Origin of the sequence: Thermomonospora umbrina (assembly GCF_003386555.1) — a bacterium.
Taxonomy (GTDB): Bacteria; Actinomycetota; Actinomycetes; order Streptosporangiales; family Streptosporangiaceae; genus Thermomonospora; species Thermomonospora umbrina.
This window is the reverse complement of the sequence record NZ_QTTT01000001.1, coordinates 6,478,687-6,503,879: the sequence shown is the minus strand read 5'-3', so window position 1 is coordinate 6,503,879 and position 25,193 is coordinate 6,478,687. Positions and strand designations below refer to the sequence as shown.

The 25,193-nt window shown below is 70.8% G+C and carries 12 protein-coding genes and 1 pseudogene; 8 read left to right on the top strand and 5 right to left on the bottom strand.

The window, feature by feature from the left end; all coding sequences use genetic code 11:
* Positions 1-9: 9 nt before the first annotated feature.
* A complete protein-coding gene (locus DFJ69_RS29335) occupies positions 10-933 on the bottom strand; it encodes a LysR family transcriptional regulator (protein ID WP_116025585.1) in 924 nt (307 codons plus the stop codon).
* Positions 934-1,043: 110 nt separating this feature from the next.
* Positions 1,044-3,983: a peroxidase family protein gene (locus DFJ69_RS29330; protein WP_116025584.1), complete on the bottom strand. Its 2,940-nt coding sequence runs from the start codon at positions 3,981-3,983 to the stop codon at positions 1,044-1,046.
* A gap of 425 nt (positions 3,984-4,408) precedes the next feature.
* On the opposite strand from DFJ69_RS29330, the gene DFJ69_RS35805 reads away from it, so the two are divergent.
* On the top strand, positions 4,409-4,579 hold the full coding sequence (locus DFJ69_RS35805; RefSeq protein ID WP_245974627.1) for a pseudouridine-5'-phosphate glycosidase: 171 nt from the start codon (positions 4,409-4,411) through the stop codon (positions 4,577-4,579).
* 4 nt (positions 4,580-4,583) lie between these two features.
* On the opposite strand, the gene DFJ69_RS29320 is transcribed toward DFJ69_RS35805, so the two are convergent.
* The 3 genes from DFJ69_RS29320 to DFJ69_RS29310 are packed head-to-tail and all read right to left on the bottom strand — an operon-like array spanning position 4,584 to position 7,126.
* Complete coding sequence (locus DFJ69_RS29320; RefSeq protein WP_116025583.1) at positions 4,584-4,964, bottom strand: hypothetical protein; 381 nt, start codon at positions 4,962-4,964, stop codon at positions 4,584-4,586.
* Between the two features lie 54 nt (positions 4,965-5,018).
* Positions 5,019-5,891: a class I SAM-dependent methyltransferase gene (locus tag DFJ69_RS29315; RefSeq protein ID WP_116025582.1), complete on the bottom strand. Its 873-nt coding sequence runs from the start codon at positions 5,889-5,891 to the stop codon at positions 5,019-5,021.
* Positions 5,888-7,126, bottom strand: coding sequence for an alpha-hydroxy-acid oxidizing protein (locus DFJ69_RS29310; protein ID WP_116025581.1), 1,239 nt, complete (start codon positions 7,124-7,126; stop codon positions 5,888-5,890). The genes DFJ69_RS29315 and DFJ69_RS29310 overlap by 4 nt, the downstream gene beginning before the upstream one ends.
* A gap of 452 nt (positions 7,127-7,578) precedes the next feature.
* Between DFJ69_RS29310 and DFJ69_RS29305 the strand changes: the two genes are divergently transcribed.
* From DFJ69_RS29305 to DFJ69_RS29280, 7 genes and pseudogenes are all read left to right on the top strand, one after another.
* Complete coding sequence (locus DFJ69_RS29305; RefSeq protein ID WP_116025580.1) at positions 7,579-9,186, top strand: acyl-CoA carboxylase subunit beta; 1,608 nt, start codon at positions 7,579-7,581, stop codon at positions 9,184-9,186.
* Positions 9,183-9,350 (top strand): annotated as a pseudogene (locus DFJ69_RS36540) (acyl-CoA carboxylase epsilon subunit); the annotation flags it as partial. The gene DFJ69_RS29305 and the pseudogene DFJ69_RS36540, both read left to right, overlap by 4 nt.
* Before the next feature lie 42 nt (positions 9,351-9,392).
* Positions 9,393-10,733 carry an acyltransferase domain-containing protein gene (locus DFJ69_RS29300; RefSeq protein ID WP_147312460.1) on the top strand — a complete coding sequence of 447 codons (1,341 nt, stop codon included), beginning with the start codon at positions 9,393-9,395 and terminating at the stop codon, positions 10,731-10,733.
* 4 nt (positions 10,734-10,737) lie between these two features.
* Positions 10,738-16,344: an SDR family oxidoreductase gene (locus DFJ69_RS29295; RefSeq protein ID WP_170177830.1), complete on the top strand. Its 5,607-nt coding sequence runs from the start codon at positions 10,738-10,740 to the stop codon at positions 16,342-16,344.
* A gap of 246 nt (positions 16,345-16,590) precedes the next feature.
* Positions 16,591-16,854 (top strand): DUF5988 family protein, encoded by a 264-nt coding sequence (locus tag DFJ69_RS29290; RefSeq protein ID WP_245974626.1) that lies wholly within the window; start codon positions 16,591-16,593, stop codon positions 16,852-16,854.
* A complete protein-coding gene (locus DFJ69_RS29285) occupies positions 16,824-23,339 on the top strand; it encodes a type I polyketide synthase (protein ID WP_147312459.1) in 6,516 nt (2,171 codons plus the stop codon). Before DFJ69_RS29290 ends, DFJ69_RS29285 begins: the two co-directional genes overlap by 31 nt.
* A gap of 441 nt (positions 23,340-23,780) precedes the next feature.
* A complete protein-coding gene (locus DFJ69_RS29280) occupies positions 23,781-25,181 on the top strand; it encodes an NsdA family TPR-like regulatory protein (RefSeq protein WP_116025576.1) in 1,401 nt (466 codons plus the stop codon).
* Positions 25,182-25,193 lie beyond the last annotated feature (12 nt).

The following is a 25,193-nucleotide window of genomic DNA, read 5'->3' as shown; positions in this document are numbered from 1 at the left end:
CGCGGGGGCTCAGGGGGTGGGGCCGCCGGCGTCGAGGAGGGCGGCGACGGTCTCGCGCAGGGCGTCGGCGATCTCGGCGGTCTCGGGCCGGTCCTCGTCGTGGCGGCCGAGGAGCACCAGGGGGACGACGGCGTCGGGGTCGCGCAGCGGCAGCAGCGCCAGGCCCGGCACGGGCAGCGCCGCCGCGCCCCGGGGCAGCAGCGCGAACACGTCGCGTCCGGCGAGCAGGTAGGAGCGGGTGAGGGCGCGGCGGGGGCCGGGCCGCACGGTGACGGTCAGGCCCGCGGCCCGGCAGATCTCCAGGATGCGGTCGTGGTAGGCGGGGGCGGTGCGGCGCGGCCACAGCAGCAGGTCCAGTCCGGCCAGTTCGTCGAGCGCGGCGGGCCCGTCGCGGCGGGCCAGGGGGTGGTCGGCGGCGACGGCGGCGACGAGGGGTTCGTCGGCCAGCGGCGTGGCCCGCAGTCGGGGGCTGGGGTCGGGGCAGTGGGCGAGGGCGAGGTCGCTGCGGCCGGCCTCGACGGCGGGGGCGGCCTCCCCGGTGTCGACCTCGCGTTCGGAGATCTCGATGTGGGGGCGGCGGCGCTCCAGTTCGGGCAGCAGCCGGGGCAGCAGGTCGTTGCCGAGGCTGGGGGTGTAGGCCAGGGACACGCGGGGGCGGTTCCCGGCGCCGCCGGCGCGGCGGGCGTCGTCGGCCGCGCGGTCCAGGGCCAGCAGCGCGCCGCGGGCGGCGTCGGCGAAGGCGGCCCCGGCGGGGGTGAGCGTCATGCCCCGGGGGCCGCGGTCGAAGAGGGCGACGCCGACCTGGCGTTCGAGTCGGCGGACGTCCTGGGAGAGGGCGGGCTGGGACACGAACAGGCGGCGGGCGGCGCGCCCGACGTGCTCCTCCTCGGCCACCACGAGGAACGCGCGCAGCAGCCGCAGCGACAGGTCCATGACGGCCAGCCTATGAGGGGTCGCGGCGGGTCCGGACCGCCCGTCGGCCCGGACCCGCCGTCTCGTTCGTCACGGCCGGCCCCCGTGGGGGCCGTCCGGTCGGGGTCGGTTCAGCGGGGGCGGCGTGCTCCGGCCGCGCGGGGCGCGTCGGGGGCGGTGGGTCGCCACGGCGCGAAGGCCCCGGAGTTGCGGGGCAGGAATCCGGCCAGTTCGGGGCAGTGGCGCAGGATGACGCTGTTCATCCCGTTGCGGTGGATCCAGTCCATGCCGAGGGGGGTGTAGATCTCGGGCCGGAAGTCGACGGTGAGGAACCGGTCGCTCTGCAGCCGGCGGGTGGCGGTGAGGATGAACACGCGGAAGGCGGTGTCGCTGAACCCGAAGCCCTCGGGGGGGTTCTCGGCGAAGAGGCCGACCATGGTGTCGATGTCGTCGACGGTGCGGTAGACGTCTTTGAGCCGCGCGACGGTGTCGGGGTCGGGGGAGAGGTCCTCGAACCGTCGGATGCGGGGCTTGTGGACGGCGGCGAGGAAGTCGTTGTAGCGGGGGACGCCGCGGCGGCGGGTGCGGACGATGTCGACGACGGACAGGTCGATGATCTCCCCGTCGCGTTCGAAGGTCTGCAGGGCGCGCGGGTAGTTGAACAGGGTGATGGCGCCGGGGTGGGCGTTGCCGAAGGAGTACAGCGCGTTCGCCAGGCCGATCCTGCGGAAGGCGGTCTCGGTGCGGGCGCCGAGCACGTCGTCCAGGCCGAGGGTGCCCAGGGCGCGCCCGGAGCGGTGGTCGGCGAACGCGAACTCGTCCGGGATGAGGGGGTGCATCCGGTAGATGGTGACGAAGTCCTCGGTGAGGGAGTACGGGACGCCGTGGTGGTCGGGCAGCGTCTCGGGGATGCCGGTCAGGGCGCGCTCCTCCACCAGCCACGCCCCGAGCCGGGTGAGCCAGCCGCGGGGCCCGGCCCAGTTGGCGTTCAGGGAGACGTCGATGGCCTCGGTGTCCAGGATCGCGGGGGTCCACTCCAGGGTGTGGATCTTGGCGATGAGGGCGGAGACGACGAGCCTGGCGGTGTGGTAGACGGCGTCCTCGTCCATGCGGGGGTACTCGGCGCGCAGGGCCTCGCACACGGTGTTGTGCTCGCGGGCGAAGAGGGTGTGCATGACGCTGAGGCCCAGCCACCAGTTCTCCCGGAACCCGGTGAGGGGGACGCCGTCGGGCCCGGCGGGCAGGTGGCCGTGCTCCAGGCGCAGCGCGGCGCCGCCGTCGGGTTCGCGCAGGGACCGGGCGACGGTCTCGTCGGCGCCGTAGACCTCGGCGCCGTCCCACCAGGCGGAGGCGTTGTTGGCGTACAGGAGCGGGGGGCGGCGTCCGTCGCCGGGGCGGACGGCCTCGTCGTCGCCGAAGCGCATGACGTTCTCGGGCGGGCCGCCGGGGGTGTTGCGCCAGGTGGTGCCGGGCGGCAGGGGCACCTCGACGCCCTTGACGGCGGTGGGGCAGCGTCCGTGGTTGACCCAGTCGTGGACCTGGAACTGGATCCAGGCGGCGGCCAGGACGTTCAGGGACCGCGCCGGCAGGAACGCGTCGCGGCGCAGCAGTTCGCGGCTGACGACGACGGCGTTGGGGGTGTCGAAGAGGTCGGGGCGGTGGACGGCGGGGACGTGGCGGCCGAACACGGACCCGACGGCGCCCATCGTCGGGGCGGACAGGTCGTTGTAGGTGCCGTCGTAGCTGCGTCGGGTCCGCAGTTCCTCGGGGACGGGCGGGGGCAGCGGGTGGGGGCGGGGCGGCGCCGCCGCGGCGTCGGCGTCGACGTCGATGAGGTTGTGGCGGCGCAGCACCTGCCGGAAGATCATGAGGTTGAGGATGCCGACCGGGGTCGGGAGCCGGTGCCAGGGCACGACCCGGTTGACGACGCCGAACGCGGCGGCCAGCAGGCGTCCGACGACGACGTTGCGCAGCGGCGTGGGGGTGTGGAAGCGGTGGCCCCGGCGGTGGGCGGCGGAGGCCTCGTAGGCGGCCTTGCGGGCGCGGTTCAGGTTGCCGAGGGGGCGGAACTCCTCGGTGGTGTTCCACGGGTCGAACGCGAGCCGGTCGACGGCGAGGGCGGCGGCGCGCGCGTCGGCGGTGCCGAGGTCCTGGCGGGGGATCGTCAGCGTCGCGACGGGGACGGGGGGCGCGTCCTCGTCCCGCCATTCGGCGGCGCCGTCCTCGACGGGCGTGCGCCGGGCGTCGACGTAGCGTTGGACGCACAGTTCGAAGACGACGTCGGTGCGGGCGAGCCGCGCGGTGAGCTCGCGGGTCAGGCGGTCGGGGTCGGCGTCGGGCACGGGCGGGGCGGGCGGCGGGCCGGCGGCCGGCCGCAGCCGGTAGCGCACCGGCCCGGCGTCGCCCCACAGGACGGCGGCGCGGCTCCAGTACGTCTCCAGGGCGAGGCTGCGCACCTGGCGGCGGGCGCCGGCGAGGACGTTGCGCCGCATGCGCGCGGCGGCGGACCGGCCGACGGCCAGCGGCAGCCGGACGTACAGCGCGACGGCCCTGCGCACGGTGGTGTCGGCGCCGGCGGTGGCCTTGGCGAACGCGACGAACTCGCGGGCGTCGCGGGCGTGGGAGACGGGGAAGTTGGTCATGAGGAGGTCGTGGACCCGGTCGGGTCCGGCCTGCACGCGCAGCGCGGCGCCGCGCAGGTCGGGGGCGGAGTCGGGCGCGTGGGCGCCGCTCGCGTTGGACAGCCGGACGACGACGGGGTAGGCGGCGCCGGGTCGGGCGAACCCGGCCCGCAGGTCCTCGGGCAGGTCGGGGCGGAACCGCAGGGTGGCGTTGTCGACGCCGAGGATCGCCTTGGCGTGGAAGGCGCGGTCGACGCCCGCGCCGGCGCCGCGGCGCGCGGCGGTCTTGAGCTGGACCGCCATGAGGTCGCGGGCGAGCCGTTCGAGGATCGCCCGTTCGGCCTCGGGGGTGCCGCCGAGATAGCTCTCGTGGTGCGCGCCGCGCAGTTCGCCGGGGGGCGCCGCCGGCGTCGGCGCGGCGGGGCGTCGGTGCCGCCTGAACCTGTGCATTCGACCTCCTGCTGGATGCCCGCCCTCGGGGGTCGCGAGGGCGTTTCGGGGCGGCCCGGAGCCCGTGTGTCGTGATGTGCGGTCCGCGGGGGGACCCGGCGTCGGCGCCCGGCGTTCGGGCGTTCCGGCCGATTTTGCTCCGCGGATATACCCGCGCGCCCGCGCCATTACGCATGGGAGCGAGAATGCCCCGATATCTGTGCCGCCAATTGGCGTGAAAGCGGCATTCAAAGGGATGGTGCCGTTTTGTCGAGAAGGTCGGGGCGCCGGTACGGGTGGCCTGACGTGCGTTGATAAGCCGGGGCTTATGGAAGGGTTCGGGATTCGATCTTGGACGGGTCCGGGGGATGCCGTAGCGTCGTCCGTGCCGGCCGGTGCGCGGTCGGCGGAGTGCGACCGGCCCTTTCGACGAGGGGATGACCTTCATGCCCGATCTGTCCCCCGCCCCCGTGGTGCGCCCCTCGGCGGAGGTCGCCGACGCGCTCGCGCGGGGGCTGCCGGTGGTGGCGCTGGAGTCGACGATCATCTCCCACGGGCTGCGCCGCCACGTAAGCCTGGCCAGCGGGTTCGCGGGATTCTGGGCCGTCACCAGGTAAGACGTCAGCATGATGATCCGCGCAGACCCGCCCGAACACGTCCGGGCGCGCCCGATCCCGCAAGATCATCTCCCAAACGTCTCCCAAACGTCTCCCGCCCGCCGATGCCCTCTCCCCCGCCCGCCGAGCTGCACAGGATCTGCGCGAAGGCGTTCGCGGCGCGGGCGGTGGTCAGACCGCTGCGCTCCAGACGTACCGCGGCGGCGGAGGTGATCTGCTCGGCGAGCAGTGGTCGGCCTTGATGACGCAGGACGACGCCGAGGGAGCGTGCGGCCATCGCCTGGGCCGTCGGGTCGCCGGACCGGTCGGCGTAGGTGGTGGCGCGGTCGGCGGCGATCTCGGCGGTGTGCGTGCGGCCGACCTTGTGGAGCGCCTCGGACGCCACGTCGTAGCAACCCGCACTGCCTTCGTTCCCAGCCGCCGTGCCTTGGCGATGTTCTCAAGAATTATCGCTGCGGGTCCGTTCCCCGCACTCGGTCGAGAAGGCTGCTGCCCGGCGTTCGGAGAGCATCGAGGACGGTGCCTTGGTCGCGGTGACGGTCATCGTGGCCATGCCGGGTTCGATGAGTCCTGGACGTGACAACCTGTCGATCACGGTGGAAATGTCGCCGGAGCGGATCCCGGGCAGATCGATGATGGCCGACCCCAAGTGCTGGATGGTCAGCCGCCAGAAGCGGCCCATCGGGGTGTCGTGGGCCGCGGTAGGGCAGGTGATGCGCAGCGTGATATCGGTCAGGCCGCAGCCGACCACCTTGTGGGTCAGCCCGAGCGGCCACTCGTTGCAGTCGGTCCCGATCCGTTGGGCCAGCACCGCCAGAGCGCCCAAGGACACCTTGCGGTAGGTCTCGTCACGCGCCGACAGCAGAGGGAACAACGCCGGTTCTTCAAGAACCAGGTGGCCGCCCGGGGCCAGCCATCGGGCGATGTCGACCAGGACGCGGTCGCGTTCGGGGATGTGGTGCAGCAGATAGCGGGCGTGGATCAGGTCGAATGAGGCGTCGGGGAATCGGTCACAGGTCACGTCGTGGCGCACGAACTCCAGGTTGGCGTGGTCAGAGGAGTCCAGGAAGCGCAGGTCCAGGTCTGTCGCTGTGACCTGCGCCGTGGGGTGCCGCTCGGCCAGCCTGCGCGCGACCGAGCCGGTGCCCGCCGCCAGTTCCAGGCAGTGGCGCACCGATCGTTGCGGAAGAGCCTCCAGAGCCGCGAAGGACACCGGATCCAACACGTCGCACAGCGCGTCCAGGCGCTCCTGCTCGTCGTCGCGAGCATGGCTGAAGATCGTGTCGCCGTAGCGTTCGGAGTGGCCGGTCATGACCGCGTCGCTCCTTTCCTCGCGATCCCAGAGCCGGGGTCCCGGGGGCCGTGGGGTGGGACGACGGGGAAGACGTCGTCGGTGGACAGAGAGGAGCAGCGTCGATGGCCGGTGAGGGCCAGTGCGCTGGTGAACTCTTCCCGCAGGCTGCGCAGGACGTGCTCGACTCCGGCCTGCCCCCCGACGGCGAGACCGTACAGCCAGGGGCGGCCGATCATCACGGCGTCGGCCCCCAGTGCCAGGGCGATCAGGACATCGGTACCGGTGCGGACGCCGGAATCGAACAGTACGGGGACACGACCCGCGACCGCTGCCACCACCGGCGGCAGACAGTCCAGCGCGGCCACTCCGCCGTCGAGCTGCCTGCCGCCGTGGTTGGACACAATCAGAGCGTCGATGCCCGCCTCGCACAGGCGGGTCGCCTCGTCGGGATGGCACACCCCCTTGACGACGATCGGCATGCGGGTCCAGGAACGCAGCACCGCCAAGTCCTCGGGCAAGAGCGCGGGTTTGGTGAAGACCCGGTTCCACGTCGAGGCCGCCGCCGCGACCATCTCGGAGGTGAGATCGTCGAGGTCCTCGGGCATGGAACCGAAGCCGGCCAGCTCCCAGAATCGCCGGTCTGACACGTAGTTGCCGAGGCCGTGCGCATGCCGAAAGGGGAAGAAGCCCGAGGACAGCTCCCGTGTCCGCCAACCGGCCACGTAGCAGTCGCCCATCACCACCAGGGCGCCGTACCCGGCGGCCTCGGCTCGCTCGATCAACGAGCGGGCCAGCTTCTCGTCGTCGGGCCAAGCGAACTGGAACCACCTCCGCCCCCGTGGAGCGGCCTGCGCGACCTCCTCCAGCGAGACCGACGTCACCGCCGACAGCACCTGAACCGCCCCGACCCGCTCCGCAGCCCGCGCCGCCGCACGCTCGGCCTCCGGATGAGCCAGGTCCGCCACACCCGCCGGGGCCAGCATCACCGGCACGCTCATCGGCGTGCCCAGCAGGGTGGAGGACGCGTCGGCGGCCACACCGTCGCGCAGCACCCGGTAGATCAACCCCCATCGGCTGAACGCCGCCTCGTTCGCCGCCACGGTCCGCTCGGAGCCCGCCCCACCGGCGATGTAGTCGAAGTACTCGCGCGGCAGATTATCCAGCGCCGCCTCTTCCAGCCCCTTCGCCGTGAAAGGGAAGGGACTTCCTCCAGCGGCGAACACCTGACTCTGGTAACTGCCTGCGTATGCCACCGCGCCTGTCCCTTCTCTCGCTGACGCTTTCCCATGGTCCCGCTGCGGGATCGGCTTCTATGTCAACGGCACGTCCTGATCGAATGGCGTCCACTCAACTCGCCGACCGCCGCGAACATCAAGGAGATCCGCTTCCGCACATGTCACGCTTGCCCGGATGTCACGCCTTCTTCGAGGGGTCGGGCTCCGATCGATGATCTGCACGGATTCCTGAATGGACGCCGAAAGCCAGATCGAGCAAGCCTGGAGCCCAGATCCGCTCCCGCCTGTGCAGGCTTCCACGCAAAGGCCATCGACATTCCCGGAATCACGGCGCACAGCGGCGAAGGCCGAGATGGGCTCGTGACATATGACTAAAGCGTGACGTGCTCACCACAGGAAGTTCTGGACCAGGAGACACCTGTCGAAGTAGGCAGGAAGAAGCTTCTGGCATCGTCACCCTTGGAGTATGGATGACCGCTATCAGCGAACCCCCGTCCGACCGTCCGGCCGCTGAGGAAGCGCTGGATCGCAGCTCATATACCCAGGCGTTGACCCGCCTGGAACGACTTCATCTCCTGGCCGTCGAGGGGACCGATGAGGCTGCGACCGAGCGTCAACATGCGAGGGGCAAGCTCACCGCACGCGAGCGCATCGATCTGCTGTTGGACGAGGGCTCCTTTCACGAGGTGGAGCCGCTACGGCGGCACCGGGCGCATGGGTTCGGGTTGGAGGACCGGCGGCCCCACACCGATGGAGTGGTGACGGGCTGGGGCACGGTCCACGGGCGGCGCGTGTGCGTCTACGCCCATGACTTCCAGATCTTCGGAGGATCGCTGGGAGAGGCGCACGCCACGAAGATCCACAAGGTCATGGATCTGGCGATCTCGACCGGTGTTCCGATCGTCGCCCTCTGCGATGGGGCGGGCGCCCGGATCCAGGAGGGCGTGACGGCGCTGGCCGGCTACGGCGGCATCTTCCGCAGGAACTCCGCAGCGTCCGGCGTCGTCCCACAGATCAGCGTGATCCTCGGACCCTGTGCGGGCGGAGCGGCATACTCGCCGGCACTCACCGACTTCGTGTTCATGGCCCGCGGCCCCGCGGAGATGTACCTGACCGGCCCCGAAGTGATCGCCGCCGTGACCGGAGAACACGTCACCCGCGACCGACTCGGCGGAGCCGACGCCCACGCCCGGTCCGCCGGAACCGCGACGTTCGTCCACGACGACGAACGATCGTGCATCGAGGACGTCCGCCACCTGCTCACGCTCCTGCCTTCCAACAACCGGGAACCGCCTCCGACGGCCCGGGCCACCGATCCGGCCGACCGCGCCACCCCCCGGCTGCTCGAGATCGTCCCCTCGGACCCGTCCATCCCCTATGACATGCGCGCCGCGATCGAGGAGATCGTGGACGACGGAGACTTCCTGGAATGCCACGAGAGCTGGGCTTCCAATGTCATCTGCGCCTTGGCGCGGCTGAGCGGGCGGCCCGTCGGCATCGTCGGCAACCAGCCGCGGCACCTCGCAGGCGTTCTGGACCGGCACGCTTCGGAGAAGGCCGCCCGCTTCGTCTCCTTCTGCGACGCGTTCAACATCCCCCTGATCAGCCTGGTCGACGTGCCGGGGTTCCTGCCCGGCGTCGACCAGGAGCACGGCGGGATCATCCGGCACGGCGCCAAACTTCTGTCGGCGTACTGCAACGCCACCGTTCCGAGAATCCAAATGATCCTGCGCAAGGCGTTCGGCGGCGCCTACATCGTCATGGACTCCCGTTCCATCGGCGCGGACCTCGCCTACGCCTGGCCTCTCAACGAGATCGCCGTGATGGGCGCGGAGGCCGCCTGCGATGTCATCTTCCGCCACGAGATCGCCGGGTCACCCGACCCGGCCGCGACACGTGCGGAACGAGTCACGCACTATCGCCGCGAACTCATGGATCCCTACTCGGCCGCGGAGCGCGGATTGATCGATGACGTCATCGATCCCTGCGACACCCGCCGCGTCCTGATCGAAGGGCTGCGACTCCTCGCCACCAAGCACGCCGATCTACCCGACCGCAAGCACAACAACCCACCGTGAGCGGCCGGGTGAGCCCGTCGGCCGAGCCGGACGAGCCGGACGCCCTGCGCATCGTCCGCGGCAGAGCCGGCCCGGAGGAGGTCGCCGCCCTCCGCGCGGCGATCGGACTCCTCAACGCAAGGCGAGCCGCCGCGCCGGAATCGCCACGGCCGCGCCCCCAGCGCTCCCGCCGACCGTACGTCCCACCGACTTCATGGAGGAAACGCATGCCCCTCGCAACAGAGTCGCCCGTCATCGTCCGCGTGCCCGACACCGCACCAGTGGGCGGACACGGCAGGCCGCTCCTGCGCCGGGGAGCCGCGGTCATCTTCCCGGGTCAGGGCGCCTACCGGCCGGGCGTCCTCCACGAGCTCCGCACCGCCTCACCCGACGCCGGCGCCGCCCTGGAGGAGATCTCCGCCGCGATCGACGGCAGGCTCGACGCGCTCCTCGGCAGGGACGGGGCGGCGACCCTGGAGCAGCTCGCCGCCGAAGCACCGGATCTGCAGCAGACGGCCATCTTCGCCGCCTCGGTCGGTCTCTGGGCATCGCATCATCGCGTCCTGCCGGAAGGAACCGTCCTCCTGGGACACAGTCTCGGCGAGATCGCCGCGGCCACCTGTGCGGGAGCATTCTCGATCAGCGACGGGACCCGGATCCTCCAGGCCCGCAACGAAGCACTCATGGGACTCGCCGTCCGCGATGGCGGGATGCTCGCCCTCGGACTCGACGCCGACCGGGTCTCGGCCCTCATCCACCTCGCGGACGACCCCACTCTCGCGGTGGCGTGCAGGAACGCGCCGGACCAAACGGTGGTGTCCGGCTCCTCCGACGCGCTCGCCCACGTCCAAGAGATCGCGGGAGCGCTGGCCGTGCCCACCACACTGCTCCCGGCGCCCTTCCCGTTCCACGGGCCCCGGATGGCCCCGGTCGCAGCCCGGCATCGGGAAGGGATCAGAGGCATCCCACAGAGACCGCTGTCCTGGAATCTCTACTCCACGCTGCGCCGCCGACACCTGACGGACGCCGATGACATCCGCGAGGTACTGGTCGATCAGGAGCTCGTCACCGTGGACCTCTTGGACGCGGTCCGGTCGCTCCACGCACACGGTGTCCGTGACTTCGTCGAGTGCGGTGTCGGCGACACCATGGTCGGGCTCGTGCGCCGGAGCGTGCCCGCGGTCACCTGCCAGAGCTGGGACGAACGGCGAAGCCCCCACGACGGTGCCGGACGGCGGCAGCCGACGCCGGTGGAGCCGGCGAGCGCCGAGCAGGCGCCCGAGCCCGGGGAGCCTGACGAGACCGTGGTTCCCGCGGCGGAGGAGATCCTCGAGGCTCTGCGCACGCTCTACGCCGAGGCCCTCGGCTACCCGGTCGAGGTCGTCGAGGAGGAGGCCGACCTCGAGGCCGACCTCGGTGTCGACTCCCTCAAGCAGACCGAGCTGCTCGTGCAGGCGGCTGCGCGGTTCGGGCTGCCCAACACCAACGATCTCAAGGTGTCCGACTTCCCCACCCTGGCCCACGTGGCCGAGGAGGTCCAACGTCGGCTCGACCATGACGGGAGGTGAGGGCATGTCGGGGTTCGAGGGCAGGACCGTGCTCGTCACCGGCGGCGGCCGGGGGCTCGGCAAGACCATCAGCAGCCGCTTCGCGCTCAGCGGAGCCCACGTCTTCATCAACTACTTCCACTCCCGCGAGGCCGCCGAGTCCACGGCCGCCGAGCTGGCCGAGGCCGGCGGCAGCGTGGAGCTCCTCCACGGCTCCGTCGCCAAGCCCGACGACCTGCGCGAGATGATGGACCGGATCCGGGCCGCGGCGGGGAGCCTGGACATCCTGATCAACAACGCCGCGATGGGCGGGCTCGCGCCCATCCGCGAAATCACACAGCGCACGTGGACGCGCAGCTGGCGGACCACGGTGCAGGGGACCGTCGACTGCTCACTCCTCGCCTCCGAGATCATGGACTCCGAACGGGGCGGCGCCATCGTCACCCTGTCCTCGATCGGCGCCGGGCTCGTTCTCGGCAATTACGCGACGCTGGGCATCGGCAAGGCCGCCGTGGAGTCGGCGACCCGCTACCTCGCGGTCGAGCTCGCTCCGCTGGGAATCCGGGTCAACTGTGCCTCCTGCGGCATCGTCGAGAGCCCGGTGTTGAGCCACTTTCCCGACGCCGAGGAGCTACGCGAGGTCGTCTCGGAGGCGACACCGTTCGGCCGGCTCGCGGATGCCGACGAGTACGCCGACCTCGTCCTGTTCCTCGCCTCGGACCAGGCACGGTGGATCACCGGTCAGACCGTGCTGGCCGACGGTGGGCTCAGCCTCGGCGCTCCACTGCTGACTCCGCCGGCATACCTGCCCAAACCCGCACCGGTCCCGTCGGACTCGGCACACGCCGGGACGACCCCGGCCGCTCAGGCCGATGCGGTGGACGCGGGCGAGGCGATCGCCATCGTCGGCGCCGGGTCGGTGATGCCTGGAGCCGTCGGCACCGATGCCCTGTGGGAGCTGCTCAACTCGGGTGATCCGGTCTTCCGGGAGCCCGGTCGGCGATGGTCGATCGAGAGCTACCACTCCCCCGACCGGACGGCCCCCGAGCGCATGTACGCGCGAGCACTGGGCTTCGTCACCACCGACGTACCGGAGTCCGCACGCGCCGAGGACTACAACGCCACGTGGCTGCGCAAGGCGTTCAAGGAGGCGTGGACCGGCGTGGTCGCGCATCCGGGCGACAGGACCGCGCTGTATGTCGGGGCCACGTCCGACGGAAGTCAGCACTTGGAGGAATCCCTGATCCTCGCCGCCCTGCGTCGAGGCCTCGCCGGGACGACGGGAGCCGACGAGGTGACCCGCGCGGCACAAGGGCACCTCCGCCACGCGGCGACGGACCCCGCCGGATGTCTCCCCCATGCCGCGATCTCGAACGCCGCCAGATCCGTGCTGCCTCCGGAATCGGACTTCACGATCGTCGACTCCGCGTGCAGTTCATCTCTCTACGCCATCGACCTCGGCATGCGCCGCCTGCGCTCGGGCACCTGCGACGTCGCCGTCTGCGGCGGCACGTTCGCCCTCACTCCCCGGTCGACGGTGCTGTTCGCCAAGCTCAGCGGGTTCAGTCCCACCGGCGCCGTGCGTGCTTTCGACAGCGCCGCCGATGGCACGCTGTTCTCCGACGGCGCCGCCGTGGTCGTCCTCAAGACCTTGGAACGGGCGCGTGCCGACGGAGATCAGGTGCTCGGCGTGCTCACCGGCGTCGGAACCTCCTGCGACGGCAAGGGCAAGGCGATCTACGCCCCCAACAGCCGGGGGCAGGTCCTCGCCGTACGGCGCGCCTACCGGGCCGGCCCCGCGCCGGAGGACGTCTCCTGGATCATCGCCCATGGCACCGGCACCCCGGCCGGTGATCAGACCGAGTTCGCCACGCTGACGTCGGAGTTCGAGCAGAGCCGGGACGTGGTGATGACCTCGAACAAGTCGCTGATCGGGCACACCGGATGGCCGTCGGGCGTCCTGTCCGTGATCCACGCCATCGAGGCCCTGCGGCGCTCCGCGATCCCCGCCCAGCGGCCGGCCGTCGCCTCGCCCAGCCCCGGCCTGCCGGCTCAGGTCACCATCCCGCGCGATCAGGTGCCCTGGCCTCGGCCCGGCGCCGGCGTGCGCACCGTGGCGGTCAATTCCTTCGGGTTCGGTGGCACCAACGCCCATGCGGTGATCGTCGACGACCACCCCGGTCTCGTGGCGAACCCTAAACCGGCCGAGGAAGACCCAGTCGTGGTGGTCGGCTGGAACACGGTCCTGCCGGGGCAGCCGTCGCGAGAAGACGTCTCCGCCTGGCTCGTCTCCGGAGACGGGGACATTCCGGCGTCGTTCGGGACGGTCCCCTCCGTCCCCTTCCGCATGTTGAGGACTCCGCCGGCCACACATCGGGCCCTCGATCCGAGTCACCGGCTCGCCCTTCTCGCCGTTGACGGGCTCCACGACGAGCTCGGCTCATTCTGGGCGGAGCTGAAGGACACCTGCGGAGTGATCGGCGCGCATAGTGGGCTCACCGCCCATGCGGCGGGGCACACCGTCCGCTGCGCCTTGGACGACCTCCGCGGCAACGTGGTGGACCGGCTCGCCGCGGATCACCCCTCGGTCGTCGAGTCCTATGACCGCTTTGCCGCCGAGACACGCGGCGGCATCGAGCAGGCCACCGAGGACTCTTTTCCCGGCGGAATGCCGTCGCTGATCTCGGCTCGCGTCGCCGCCGCGCTGGACTTCCACGGGCTGGCGGTGAACTGCGACACCGGCACATGCTCCAGCGTGGACGCGTTGCGAGCGGCCGGTGACCATCTGGCCCGCGGCGACCTCGACCTGGCCCTGGTGGTCTGCGTCAACGCCCACAGCGATGCGCCATGGGCCGACCTGGTGCTGCCCTCGTTCGGCGGCGGCGTCGACGAACTGGGCGAGGCGGCGGTGTGCTTCGCGCTGACGCGGCGGTCCCAGGCCCTGCGCGCGGACCTGCCCGTGCTGGCCACGCTCGGCGGCGATGCGAACGTTCCCCATCCGACGGTCTCACGCCCTCGACCGCTCGAGAGGCGCAGCTACCTGGCGGCCGACTCCGCCTTCGCGGTTCTCGCCCACATCCTGCGGGGCGAGGACGCGGCCGTGAGCTGGACGGATGACTTCACGGGCCGGACGACGGGCCTCGCCATCGCCGCCACCGCCACCGCCACAACGGCGGACACGACGCCTCCCGATCCCGCTCCCCCCGAGTCCGAGATCGTTCACCGGTACGCCCTTACCTACCGATCCGTGACGGCCGTCGCCGCCCCCGAGGCGGTCGAGGCGTTCCCCGACGACTGCCTTCTGCTCACCAATGGGGCCGAGCTGCCCGCGACGCTCCCGCCGCACACGCTCGTGGTCTCCACGGCCAAAGGCCCGGGCCGTTCGGACGTGCACATGGCCGAGCCGAGCGAGGGCCTGATCGCCGATCTGCTCGGGGCGACGGGCCGGCGGCCCCGGCACCTGCGGATCGTCGCCGACGCCACCGCCGACGACCTCCTGGATCTGCACGACCTGGCCTTCCTCGCCCTCAAGGAGTGCTTCGACGACCTGAGCGGGGGCAGCGTCGCGACGCTCATGTACAACGCGGTCGCCCAAGGGCTGCCGGTCGGCTCGGCCGGACTTTTCAGCGGCTTCGGCAAGACCGTCGCCTGCGACCTCCCGAACGCCGCGGTCCTCTGTGTCGTGTCCAACGCCGATTCTCTGGAGAACGGCCTGCGTCACCTGGGCGAGGAGCTCGGACGACACTCCACCACTCGGGTCGTCCTCCGCGTCGGCGGAGATCGTCTTGAGCCGTTGCCCACCCCCATGCCGGAACCATCGGCGACGCCGCAACCGCCGCTCAGCAGCTCGAGCGTCATCGTCGCGGCGGGCGGATCCCGTGGCATCACGGCGGCGTTGCTCCGCGACCTGGCCGCCGGCGTCCGGCCGAAGATATGGATCCTCGGCCGCAGTGAGCTCACCGACACTCCAGCGTCGCCGCCCGGCACGTCGCGCAGCGACCACCTCCGCGCCCGCAGGCGTGACGACCGTTCCGTCTCGGTCGCGGCCGCCAACCGCGAGTACGACAGGCTCCTCGAACATCAGCAGACTCGCGACACCCTGCAGACGTTGCGCGACCACTGCGGCGCCGACCGCGTGAGATACCTGGCCTGCGACGTCCGAGATGGCGCGGCGGTCCAGCGGGTGATCGACCGGATCCTGTCGGAGGACCCGATCATCGACCTCCTGCTGTTCGCAGCCGGGATCAACCGATCCACCGAGACGCGCCGCAAATCGCTCGAGGAGTTCCGGCTGGTCCGCGACATCAAGGTCCGCGGGCACGCCCACCTGCTCGACGCCCTCGGCCTGCACCATCCACGCACGTGGATCAACATGGGCTCGGTCTCGGCCTTCGCCGGCCAGCCCGGCAGTCCCGACTACGTCTCCGCCAACGACTACCTGGCCACCGCCGGCCTTCAGGCGCATACGGCGGGATTCGACCACAGCACCGTCGCCTGGCCGATATGGAAGGAGACCGGGCTCGCCTCCGGCCCGATCATGCGCGAGCAACTGGCCCGGCAGGGCTACACCGCGATCACGACCGAGGAGGGCGTCCGGCGGTTCAGGCAGGTCCTGGCCGACTCCCCACGTCCACCGTGCACACTGCTGTTGGGCCCGCTCGACGCGCACATCGCCGACCGGCGTTTCCCGGGCATCATGGCCACGGCCGACCGGCGGCCCGGGCCTCGCGTCCACCCGCTCCTGAGCGCCGACCCGCCCGGGGAAGGCGACTTCGCATGCGACCTCGACATCGACCGCCACCCCTACCTCAACGACCATCTAGTCGACGGCCGACCGACCGTCCCGGGCACCTTCCTGATCGAAATGGCCGTGGAGGCCGCCTCGGCGGCGCACCCGGAACGCATCCCCGTCCGCGTTCTCGACGGAACCTTCGAGCGCTTCCTCAGAACGCACCCCCGTAAGGGCACCGCCACGTTCAAGATCAAAACCACGATCGAGCACTCCGACGACCATGAGACCCACGTAGCCGTCGCCTTCCACAGCGAGATCCGAAGCCCGCGGGGCCTGCTCCTACGCCCGGACCACCTCCACGCCCGCTGCACCGTCGTCCTCGCCGACACCCCACCGACCTCGCCACGGCGATCGACCGTTATCCCGCGGGACGCCGCACCGCTGCCCGACCCGTACTACCTGCCGAACGACTCCATCGTGCTGCGCGGGGCCTTCGTCACCACCACCGCGACCGCCGTGCACAACGGCACGGCCTACGGCAGGTTCGCCCCGCCCGACGACGTCCACCGGGCGCCCTTCGCCCGATTCCACACACCGGCGCTGCTCCTCGACGCCCTCGCTCGGATCAGCGTCCTGCACGATCGGTCGGAGACCGGCATCCCCGTCTACGCCCTCAAGTCCTTCCGTGAGATCACCTTCTACCGGTCGGGCTCCGACCACGACATCGCCGGCCGCTCTCAAGCAATCCTGCTGAGCGCCGCCAGGGACGCTCCCCACGACCAAGAGCCGTCCTGCCACTCCTGCACCGCCGTCGACGACGACGGCAACGTCATCGTCACCATCAGCGGCCTCGAGGGCCATTTGAAGGGCGCGGCACACCTCCAGCCCATCGAGCGGTAGGCCGGCATCGCACGCCGATGCACGCCTTCCACCGTCCCGACATTGCCGTGCGGAAAAGCGAGCGCCGGGAGCGTGACCATCTACGGAGACGAGACATATCCGCAGTCTCCTCCACATTGGCTGCCATGCCTTCATAAGGGTTACTGGAACGGTAGCGGCCAGGAGGTACATGGATCCGATGCGCTCGGCACGGGGGCCCTCCTGCTCAGTGGAACTTTCACCGAGCCCGACGATGGGTGAAGATCAATGATCAGCGGGCCAGACCACTCCTCCGGTCCAGTCAATGCCACAGCCGACCGAACGGCGAAGATCAAGGCCGTGTTCGTGGATTGTCCTCGCGATCTGCCCATCTCATCGCGGATCGGAGAGGCGTTTCGTGACTCCGACGAGGTCAAGCTGGCGTTCTACGGCGGCTATGAGCATTTCACATCTGCCGGATACTGCTGTGAAGTCGGCGGAGAACTGGTCACCGTGTTCCGGTGGACGGGGCGTACCGAGATCGCCGAATAGTGGCGGCCAGGCTCACCAGGGAGAGGACGCGACTCGTGAAGGGAGATGCAGGCATGGATGATGCCGTGGCAATCGTCGGGGTCGGATGTCGGTATCCGGGAGCACGAGGTCCACAGCAATTGTGGCGTCTCCTGTGCGAAGGGGTGAGCACGGTGGGGACCGTGCCGGAGGATCGGCCGGCGTTGGCGATGTTGCGGGCGTCGGAATCTCCCGGGCGGTTCGGGGGGTTCCTCGACGGAGTGGAGCATTTCGACGCCTCGTTCTTCGGGGTCTCGCCGCGTGAGGCCGCCAAGATGGATCCACAGAAGAGGCTCCTGTTGGAGACGGTTTGGGAGGCGTTCGAGGACGCGGGAATCCCACCCGGGTCACTGGCGGGCAGCGATACCGGGGTGTTCGTCGGGGAGCAGGCGTCCGACCATTGGGATCTGGTTCGCAGCGAGAACTGCGATCTGCACACGTTGGTGGGCAGTCATCAGCGGGCGGCGCTGTCGGGACGCGTCTCCTACTTCTTCGATTTCCGTGGGCCCAGTATGTCGGTGGAGGCGGCGTGTGCGGCGTCCTCGGCGGCGGTCCACATGGCGGCCGAGTCCGTGCGCGGTGGACGCTGCCGGGTGTGCGTGGCGGCGGGGACCAATCTGATCCTGACACCGGATCAGACCTCGGCCTACGTCGGTGCGGGGGCCCTCGCGGCCGATGGGCGATGCAAGTTCGCAGACGCGAGCGCCGACGGGTTCACCCGTTCGGAGGGCGTCGGCGTCGTGGTGCTGAAGCGCTTGGCGGACGCAAGGGCCGATGGGGACCGGGTGTACGCGGTGATCTTGGGTGGGGCTATCGGCCACGACGGGCGGTCGAGTGGCAGCCCGATGCAGCCGGCCGTTGAGGGTCAGGCGCACCTGTTGCGAAGGGCGTACGCCGCGGCTGGCGTCGACCCTGCGGGGGTGACCTATGTGGAGGCGCACGGGACGGGGACCAGGGTCGGGGATCTGGCCGAGCTGCGGGCGCTCGGCGAGGTGGTGGGCGCGGGAAGGTCCAGGCGGCGCCCTCTGCTGGTGGGTTCGCTGAAGACCAACGTGGGCCACAGCGAGGCGGCCGCCGGCATCGGCGGTGTGATCAAGACGGCGCTCTGCCTGTTCGAGGGGGTGATCCCGCCGAGCCTCCACCTGCACGAGTTGAACCCCAATGTCGACTGGCAGAGCCTCTCCCTTTCGGTACCGACGGAGCCGGTGTCCCTCCCCCGGGCGAGGAAGCCCCGCGTGGCCGGGGTCAGCGCGTTCGGCATCTCGGGGACGAACACCCACTTGGTGCTGTCGGAGGCCCCTTCACAGGTGCGTCCGGCGACTCGAAAGGGGGCACGGGCGGCGACCTCGGAGAGTGACCGCCATGCTCGGCTGCTACCGCTCTCGGCTCACTCGCTTCAGGCGCTTCAGGACCTGGCGGAGTCCTACCTGACATTCCTGGCGCCCGACGGCGGTGGCCGGGCCTTCTCGCCGGCAGAGCTATGCGGTAACGCCGCATTTCGGCGCGAGCATCTGCCCTGGCGGCTGGCGGTGGTCGGCGCCGACCACGACGAGTTCGTCTCGGGTCTGCGCGCGTTCGTCTCTCAGGAGCCGACGGACGAGGTCGCCGGGCCGCGCGAGGCGGGCGAGCGGCGGCTGGCGTTCGTCTTCTCGGGCCATGGCTCGCAGTGGGCGGGTATGGCGCGCGAGATGCTCACGGACTGCCCGGTGTTCGCGCGGGCCATGACCGAGTGCGACCGGGCGATCGCCGCGGAGTGCGGCTGGTCGGTGCTGGACCTGATCAAGGGGGACGAGCCGAAGGACCACCGGGCGGTCGACCGTGCCCATCCGGCCCTGTTCGCCGTGCAGGTCGCGCTCGACGCCGTGTGGCGTTCCTGGGGGGTGCGGCCGGATGTGGTCGTGGGTCACAGCGTGGGCGAAGTGAGCGCGGCGCTGGCGGCCGGGGCGCTCTCTCTGGAGGACGCGGCGAAGATCATCTGCCTGCGGTCGGCGACGCTGGCCCGGCTGGCGGGTACCGGGGCCATGGCGTGGGTCGAACTGTCGCGAGAGCGGGCCGAGGCCGAACTCGCCGGGTTCGAGGACCGTCTGGCCGTCGCGGTGGTCAACAGTCCCTCATCGGTCGTGCTCTCCGGCGATCCAGCCGCCTTGGATTCCGTCTGCGGCCGGTTGGAGGGCCGTGGCGTGTTCTCTCGCCGCATCGACATCGACGTCGCGGCGCACAGCCCCCACCTCGGGGGGCTCGCCGGGGAGATGGCCCAAGACCTGCGATCGCTGGAGCCGACCCGGTGCAAGATCCCCATGCTCTCCACCGTCCTGGATTCGATGGTGGACGGCCCGGAACTCGACGCCGCTTACTGGGCGCGGAATCTTCGCGATCCGGTGCTCTTCGGTCCCGCCATGCGTTCGCTCCTCGACGAGCGCGGCACGGGCCATGTCGCGTCGAGCATCGTCGAGATCAGCCCGCACCCCGTGGTCCTGCCGGCCATCGAGGCCGCGTGCGGGGAGGACGACCTCGCCCTCACCTGCCAGCGGCGCGGAAGCCCGCAGTACGCCTCGATGCTCGCCGCGCTCGGCCGACTGTGGACGGCCGGACATGACGTCGACTGGCGCGCCGTGATCGGTGACCGGCCCCGCCACGTCCGCCTGCCCGAGTACCCCTGGCAACATGACCGCTTCCCGCTGCCCCCCGGCACTCCGCCCGCCGCACCCGCCGAGCCCTCGGATGCAGCCGCCCACCATCCCCTGCTGACCGACTGGAGAGAGCACCACGAAGGGGATGACCGCGTGTGGGAAGGGCCTTTGGATCTGCGGGTCAACGCCCATCTACTCGATCACAGGGTCCACGGGACGTCGGTGATGCCGGGCGCCGGCCACATCGAACTCATCGCGGCGATCCTCGGCCGCGTGCACGGCGACCGTCCCGTGACGCTCACCGACGTCTCCTTCGTCCGGCCGCTGGAACTGGACGCCACCACGTGCCCATGGCTGAAGGTGGCCCTCACCCCGGGCGACGAGGCCAGCCGGTGGCGTTTTCAGATCTCCAGCCGTCTGCCGGACGGAGCGTGGGCGGAGCACGTCACGGGGCGGGCCGTGCCGGGCGGTTCCTCACCTGAGCGCATCCGGCCGCCCGATGCCGGCGACGACTCCACCGCCGCCGACTTCTACCGGCATTGGGACACGAGGGGCAACCAGTGGAGGGGCGCGTTCCGTGCCATCGCCACCTTGCACCGGAGCGACGGCGAGGCGTCCGGCACCGTCCGAGTCTCCGCACCGCTGCCCGGCGGCCGGCTTCGCGTCCCGCCGCCCACGCTGGACGCGTGTCTGCAGATCGCCGTCGCGGCGCTGCCGCAATCCGGCGCGCCCGACCCCGGTCACCGGACCGGCGAAGCGGTCCTGGCCTCGGGTATCGAGCGCATCGACCTCCACCACGGCCTCGGTGTCCGAGCCCGGTGCCGCGCCACGGTGAACGTGAACGGCACTCACGACGCCGCGGCGGATCTGTGGATCGCCGATGACGACGGCCGCGTCCTCGCCACCCTCACCGGGATGCACATCCATCGTGCCCGATCCCACCGTCCGGAGCCCGGCACCCCCGCGTCGTCCTCACCGGCCCCAACCGGCTCAGGAACGGGGCGGGTGCTGGACGAACTCTATGACGTGCGGTGGGAGACCGCCCGGCCCGCCCCGTCTCGGACACCCGGACGCATGCTGCTCCTCGCGGATGAGACCGGGGTGGCGGCCAAGCTCGACGAACAACCTTCGGCAACGGGTACATCCCACGTCCTGGCCGTTCGCGGCAAGGAGCTCCGACAGATCAACGACACGCTCTGGGAGATCGACCCGGCCGATGCCGACCACTACGCGCGGTTGCTGGCTCTCCTCGAGGCAGACGCACCCTGTACGGAAATCGTCCACTTGTGGAGCCTGGACGCCGACACCCTGGAAGAGGCGGAGCAGTATTGCTGCCGGTCCACGGCGGCCCTGACACGGGCCCTGTCCACCCTGGAGTTCGAGTCCCCTTCCGTGACGTTCGTGACCCGAGGCGCCCAGTCCGTGGACGGCGGCGACTGCCCTCACCCGGAGCAGGCCCTCATGTGGGGTCTGGTGCGCGTCCTGCGCAACGAACGACCGGCCCTGGACCTGCGCATCGTTGACCTGGAAACAGCCGCCTGGGCCGGGGCGCGGCTGAAAGACGTGCTCGAGAGGAGCACCATCGAAGATCAACTCGCCGTCAGAGGCGGTCGGTTGCTGGCACCCCGCCTGCAACGTCACCGCCTCCGGTCTGATCGGGATCCCGGCACTCAGGCCGGGCGGCGGCGGTCGTCGCCCGCGTCCACGCCGCGCCCGCCGGCCCCCGGGCCCGGAGAGGTGACCATCCGCACCGCCTATGCCGGTGTGAACTTCCACGACGTGCTGGTGGCCTACGGGGCGCTCGACGATGAGCACGACGTCGGCCCCGCCACGGGGGCGGAGTGCAGCGGCACCATCACGGCCATCGGGCACGGCGTTCACGGCCTGCATGTGGACGACACGGTCGTTGCGCTCGCCCGGCACGCCTTCGCCCCCTTCGTGAACGTCCCGGCCGCCCTGGTCTCTCGTAGCCCGGCGGGATTCGACCCGGCCGAGGCCGCCACGCTTCCCGCCGCCTACGTCACCGCCCACCACGCCCTGCACAAGATGGCCCGCCTCAAGGGCGGCGAGAGCGTCCTCATCCACGCCGCCACCGGCGGCGTCGGCACGGCGGCCCTGAAGGTGGCGGCCTGGCGCGGCGCACGGGTCTTCGCGACCGCGGGCAACCCCGGCAAACGCGCGCTGCTGCGCTACTTGGGGGCCGAGCATGTCAACGACTCGCGGTCGCCGCACTTCGCGGAACGGATCAGGGAGGCCGCCGACGGTCGCGGCTTCGACGTCATCGTCAACTCCACGATGTCAGGGCCGCAATGGGATGCCAACTTCGAGTTGCTCGCGCCCTACGGTCGTCTGATCGACCTCACCAAACGGGACATCCTCGCCGACCACAGAATGGGCCTGCGCCCCTTCGCGCTTGGGCTCACCTATGCCGCTCTGGACCTTCTCCGGATGCAGCAGGACCGTCCCGAACAGACCGGCGCGGAACTGAAGAAGGTGGTGCGGCTCGCCGAGCGCGGCATCTTCCCGCCGCTGCCCTACGAGACCTTCGCCCCCGACCAGGTCGACGAGGCGTTCGCGCTGATGGCACGTGGCGACCACCTGGGCAAACTGTTGATCGACCACACCGGAACGGACGGCCGGCACGTCGCCGCCACGGCACCCGTCTCGGCTCAACAGGAACCCGTCGTCCGCCCTGATGCCGCCTACCTCGTCACCGGCGGACTCGGAGGCCTGGGAATCGAGGCGGCCGGATGGCTCATCAGGAGTGGTGCGCGCCACATCCTCCTCACCGGGCGCTCTGCGCTTCCGGACTCCGCCGACTGCTCTGACGGCGCCAGACTCCGCGTCCTGCGTGACATGCAGTCCCGTGCCCACGTCACGTACGTCCAGATTGATGCCGCAGACCCGCACGCGATGCGGCAAGCGCTCCAGGCGTGGCGCGAGGACGGCGGTCCGCCGATCCGCGGAGTGCTGCATTGCGCAGGGGTTCTCGAAGCGCGGGAGATCGCCGATCTCACCCCGGAGCACAACACCACTGTTCTGGGCCCCAAGGCGCATGGAGCCCGTGCCCTCACTCAGGTTCTTCATCGGATCGACCTGGATTTCCTGGTGTTCTTCTCCGCGGGGTCCGCCCTCCTGGGGCTGCCCTTCATCGGCGTCTACGCGGCCGCCAACGCCTACCTCGACGCACTCGCGCACCGGCTCCGCGCCGACGGAGTCCCGGCGACCAGCGTCAACTGGGGCTATTGGAACACCGTCGGCATGGCCGCACGTAGGCAAGCGGAGCTGGGGCACAGCCTCGTGCCCGACGGCATGACATCCTTCACGCCGCAGGAAGGGATCACCGCCCTCAGCCGCCTCGTCCGTGAGCGCGCCGCTCAAGTGGCGGTGCTCCCCACCGACTGGAGCCGTTGGAGCCGTGCCTTCCCTCGGGCGGCCGGCGCCTCCTTGTTCCTGCACTTGGCGCCCCCCGCCGAGCCCCCTCCCGCCCCCCGTCCATCGGAGACCCCCTCGCCGGAAGAACACGGTCACCACGCGGACTCCGCGGATGCGCGAACTTCCGCATCTCTCGAGCCTTCCGAGGTCCCTCCGCCGGATTCGACGCCTCGGAACATCGGTGATCTGCTGGAGCTCATCCGTGAGCAGGCCGGATTGATTCTCGGCACGCCGGCCGAACGCGTTCGTCCCGACCAGCCCCTCAACACCCAGGGACTCGACTCCCTGCTGGCCATGGAACTCCGCAACCGCATCGAGAGACGACTCAGCCTCACCGTCCCCACCGCACAACTCTTCGATCTGACCCCGCAGAGTCTCGCCTCCCATCTCGCAAGGCGATGACCACACCGATCAAAACCACGGCTCTCCCTCTCGACTCCGGAACCGAAAACTCGAGACGTCCTGATCGCCGGACCGTCGGCCCACTCGGCACGATCCCTGCCGGGCGTGCTCGTGGGGCTCGACACGACCTCCTCCCGGCCAGACGACGAGATCGCGCACAAAGTCGCAGCCGGCTGCAACTCTCAACGCGATGCGCACCGCATTGCCTGGAACGGCCGCGCGCCCATGGCCCTTTTCGCGACAAGAAGATCACCGAACTGCGAACGAGCGCTCTTCCCGTGGCCGATATTTCGGTGAGGCGATCTATCCCGTTCCAAGGTTCGGATTATTCTTGACAGGTCTCGTTTCGTCTGCCAAGAAGATAATAAGGGCGGGAAGAAGGTTCTCGCCGGACGATGTGGCGTCGCCGGTGCCGCCTCCCTCGACTCAGGAGCGTTGCGGATGACGCTGTCACGGACACCCGACCGGAAGTCGAACGGCGCGTTGCGGGGTTTGTTGGCCGAGGTCGGCTGGAGCGAGGAACGGCTGGCACGGAACGTCAATGATCTGGCGGCCGCGACCGGCACCTCGTTGCGCCTTGATCGCCGGTCGGTGGCGCACTGGCTGGCGGGCCGGCCCCCCGAGCAGCCGGTGCCCACCCTGGTGGCCGAGGCGCTGTCGCGCGGACTGGGCCGACTGGTCACGGTGGCCGCGACAGGGCTCGATCCCGGGCGACCCGCCGATGCCCACACCGCCGGACAGGAAGGAACGCACTCGGACGTCCACGTCCAGGATGCGGTGACCGCGTTGGCGGACCTGGCGGAGTTCGGCGATGCGCAGCGCGGAAGCCCGGCGGGCGGCGTCCACGGTCCGGCCGAGTCGACGGCACCTTCCCGGCCCCAGGCCGCCGGTGGCGCATCTGTGCGCATACGCACGATCTCGCCGGAGCGGGTGCCGGCCGTCGAGGCGATGGTGCGCGTGTACTCCGACCTCGACGAAGCCTTCGGCGGCGGCCATTCCCGCCGTGCGCTGGCCGCCTACCTCGCAGGTGGTCTCGCCCCCCGCCTCCGTGGCTCGGGCGACGATCAGGCGTCGCGGAGCAGGATCTGGTCGGCTGCGATCCGGTTGACCTACCGGTGCGGCTTCATGTGTTTCGACGAGGAACTCCACGGTCTCGCCCAGCGCTACTACCGCGTCGCGTTGGATCTGGCCTCCGAAGCCGGTGACGCCGCCGCCTACGCCATCGTCCTCCGCACGATGTCGCACCAGGCGCGGCTCCTGGGACACCGCCGCCATGCGGTCCACCTCGCCGAGGCGGCCGTGGTGACCGGCGGACGGGCGATGCCTCCGGCCCGCAGTGCCTTCCTGCTCGGCCAGGTCGCCGTCGCCGCCGCGGGCGCCGGCGACAAGACCAACGCAGTGGCTTCCCTGAGCTCTGCGGAGCGCCAGTTGAACCGCGCCACCTCGCTGTCGGCCACCGATGGCTCGGCGGACGCGGCGATGGGCGGCTATCACCATGCCGCGCTGGCGCATCAACAGGCCGCGGTGCAGGCCCTGCTCGGTGACCGGGCGGGGGCGATCACCGCGCTCACCACCTCGATCCGGCACCGCCCCGCCAAGGAACGCCGTGCCCGTGCCGTCACGCTGGCACGACTCGCCGAGCTTCAACTCTCCCAAGGCGAGCTCGAGCAGGCGGTCAGTACCTGGCACGCCTTCCTGAACGACCATCGCCACCTGCGCTCCGGCCGCGCCACCACCGCTCTGAACATCATGCGCTCCCGGCTCGCCCCTTATGCCGCCAACGTGGACGCCGCGCAACTCCTGACACGGGCCCCCGCAGACGACCGGCTGCGGGCTCACTGACGGTGTCCCCCA

Bases quoted from the DNA above. Each gene is read 5' to 3' on its own strand.
- DFJ69_RS29330 (WP_116025584.1), bottom strand. From the start codon at position 3,983: ATGCACAGGTTCAGGCGGCACCGACGCCCCGCCGCGCCGACGCCGGCG.
- DFJ69_RS29290 (WP_245974626.1), top strand. From the start codon at position 16,591: ATGATCAGCGGGCCAGACCACTCCTCCGGTCCAGTCAATGCCACAGCC.
- DFJ69_RS29280 (WP_116025576.1), top strand. From the start codon at position 23,781: ATGACGCTGTCACGGACACCCGACCGGAAGTCGAACGGCGCGTTGCGG.
- DFJ69_RS29300 (WP_147312460.1), top strand. From the start codon at position 9,393: ATGCCCCTCGCAACAGAGTCGCCCGTCATCGTCCGCGTGCCCGACACC.
- DFJ69_RS29305 (WP_116025580.1), top strand. From the start codon at position 7,579: ATGACCGCTATCAGCGAACCCCCGTCCGACCGTCCGGCCGCTGAGGAA.
- DFJ69_RS29315 (WP_116025582.1), bottom strand. From the start codon at position 5,891: ATGACCGGCCACTCCGAACGCTACGGCGACACGATCTTCAGCCATGCT.
- DFJ69_RS35805 (WP_245974627.1), top strand. From the start codon at position 4,409: ATGCCCGATCTGTCCCCCGCCCCCGTGGTGCGCCCCTCGGCGGAGGTC.
- DFJ69_RS29335 (WP_116025585.1), bottom strand. From the start codon at position 933: ATGGACCTGTCGCTGCGGCTGCTGCGCGCGTTCCTCGTGGTGGCCGAG.
- DFJ69_RS29295 (WP_170177830.1), top strand. From the start codon at position 10,738: ATGTCGGGGTTCGAGGGCAGGACCGTGCTCGTCACCGGCGGCGGCCGG.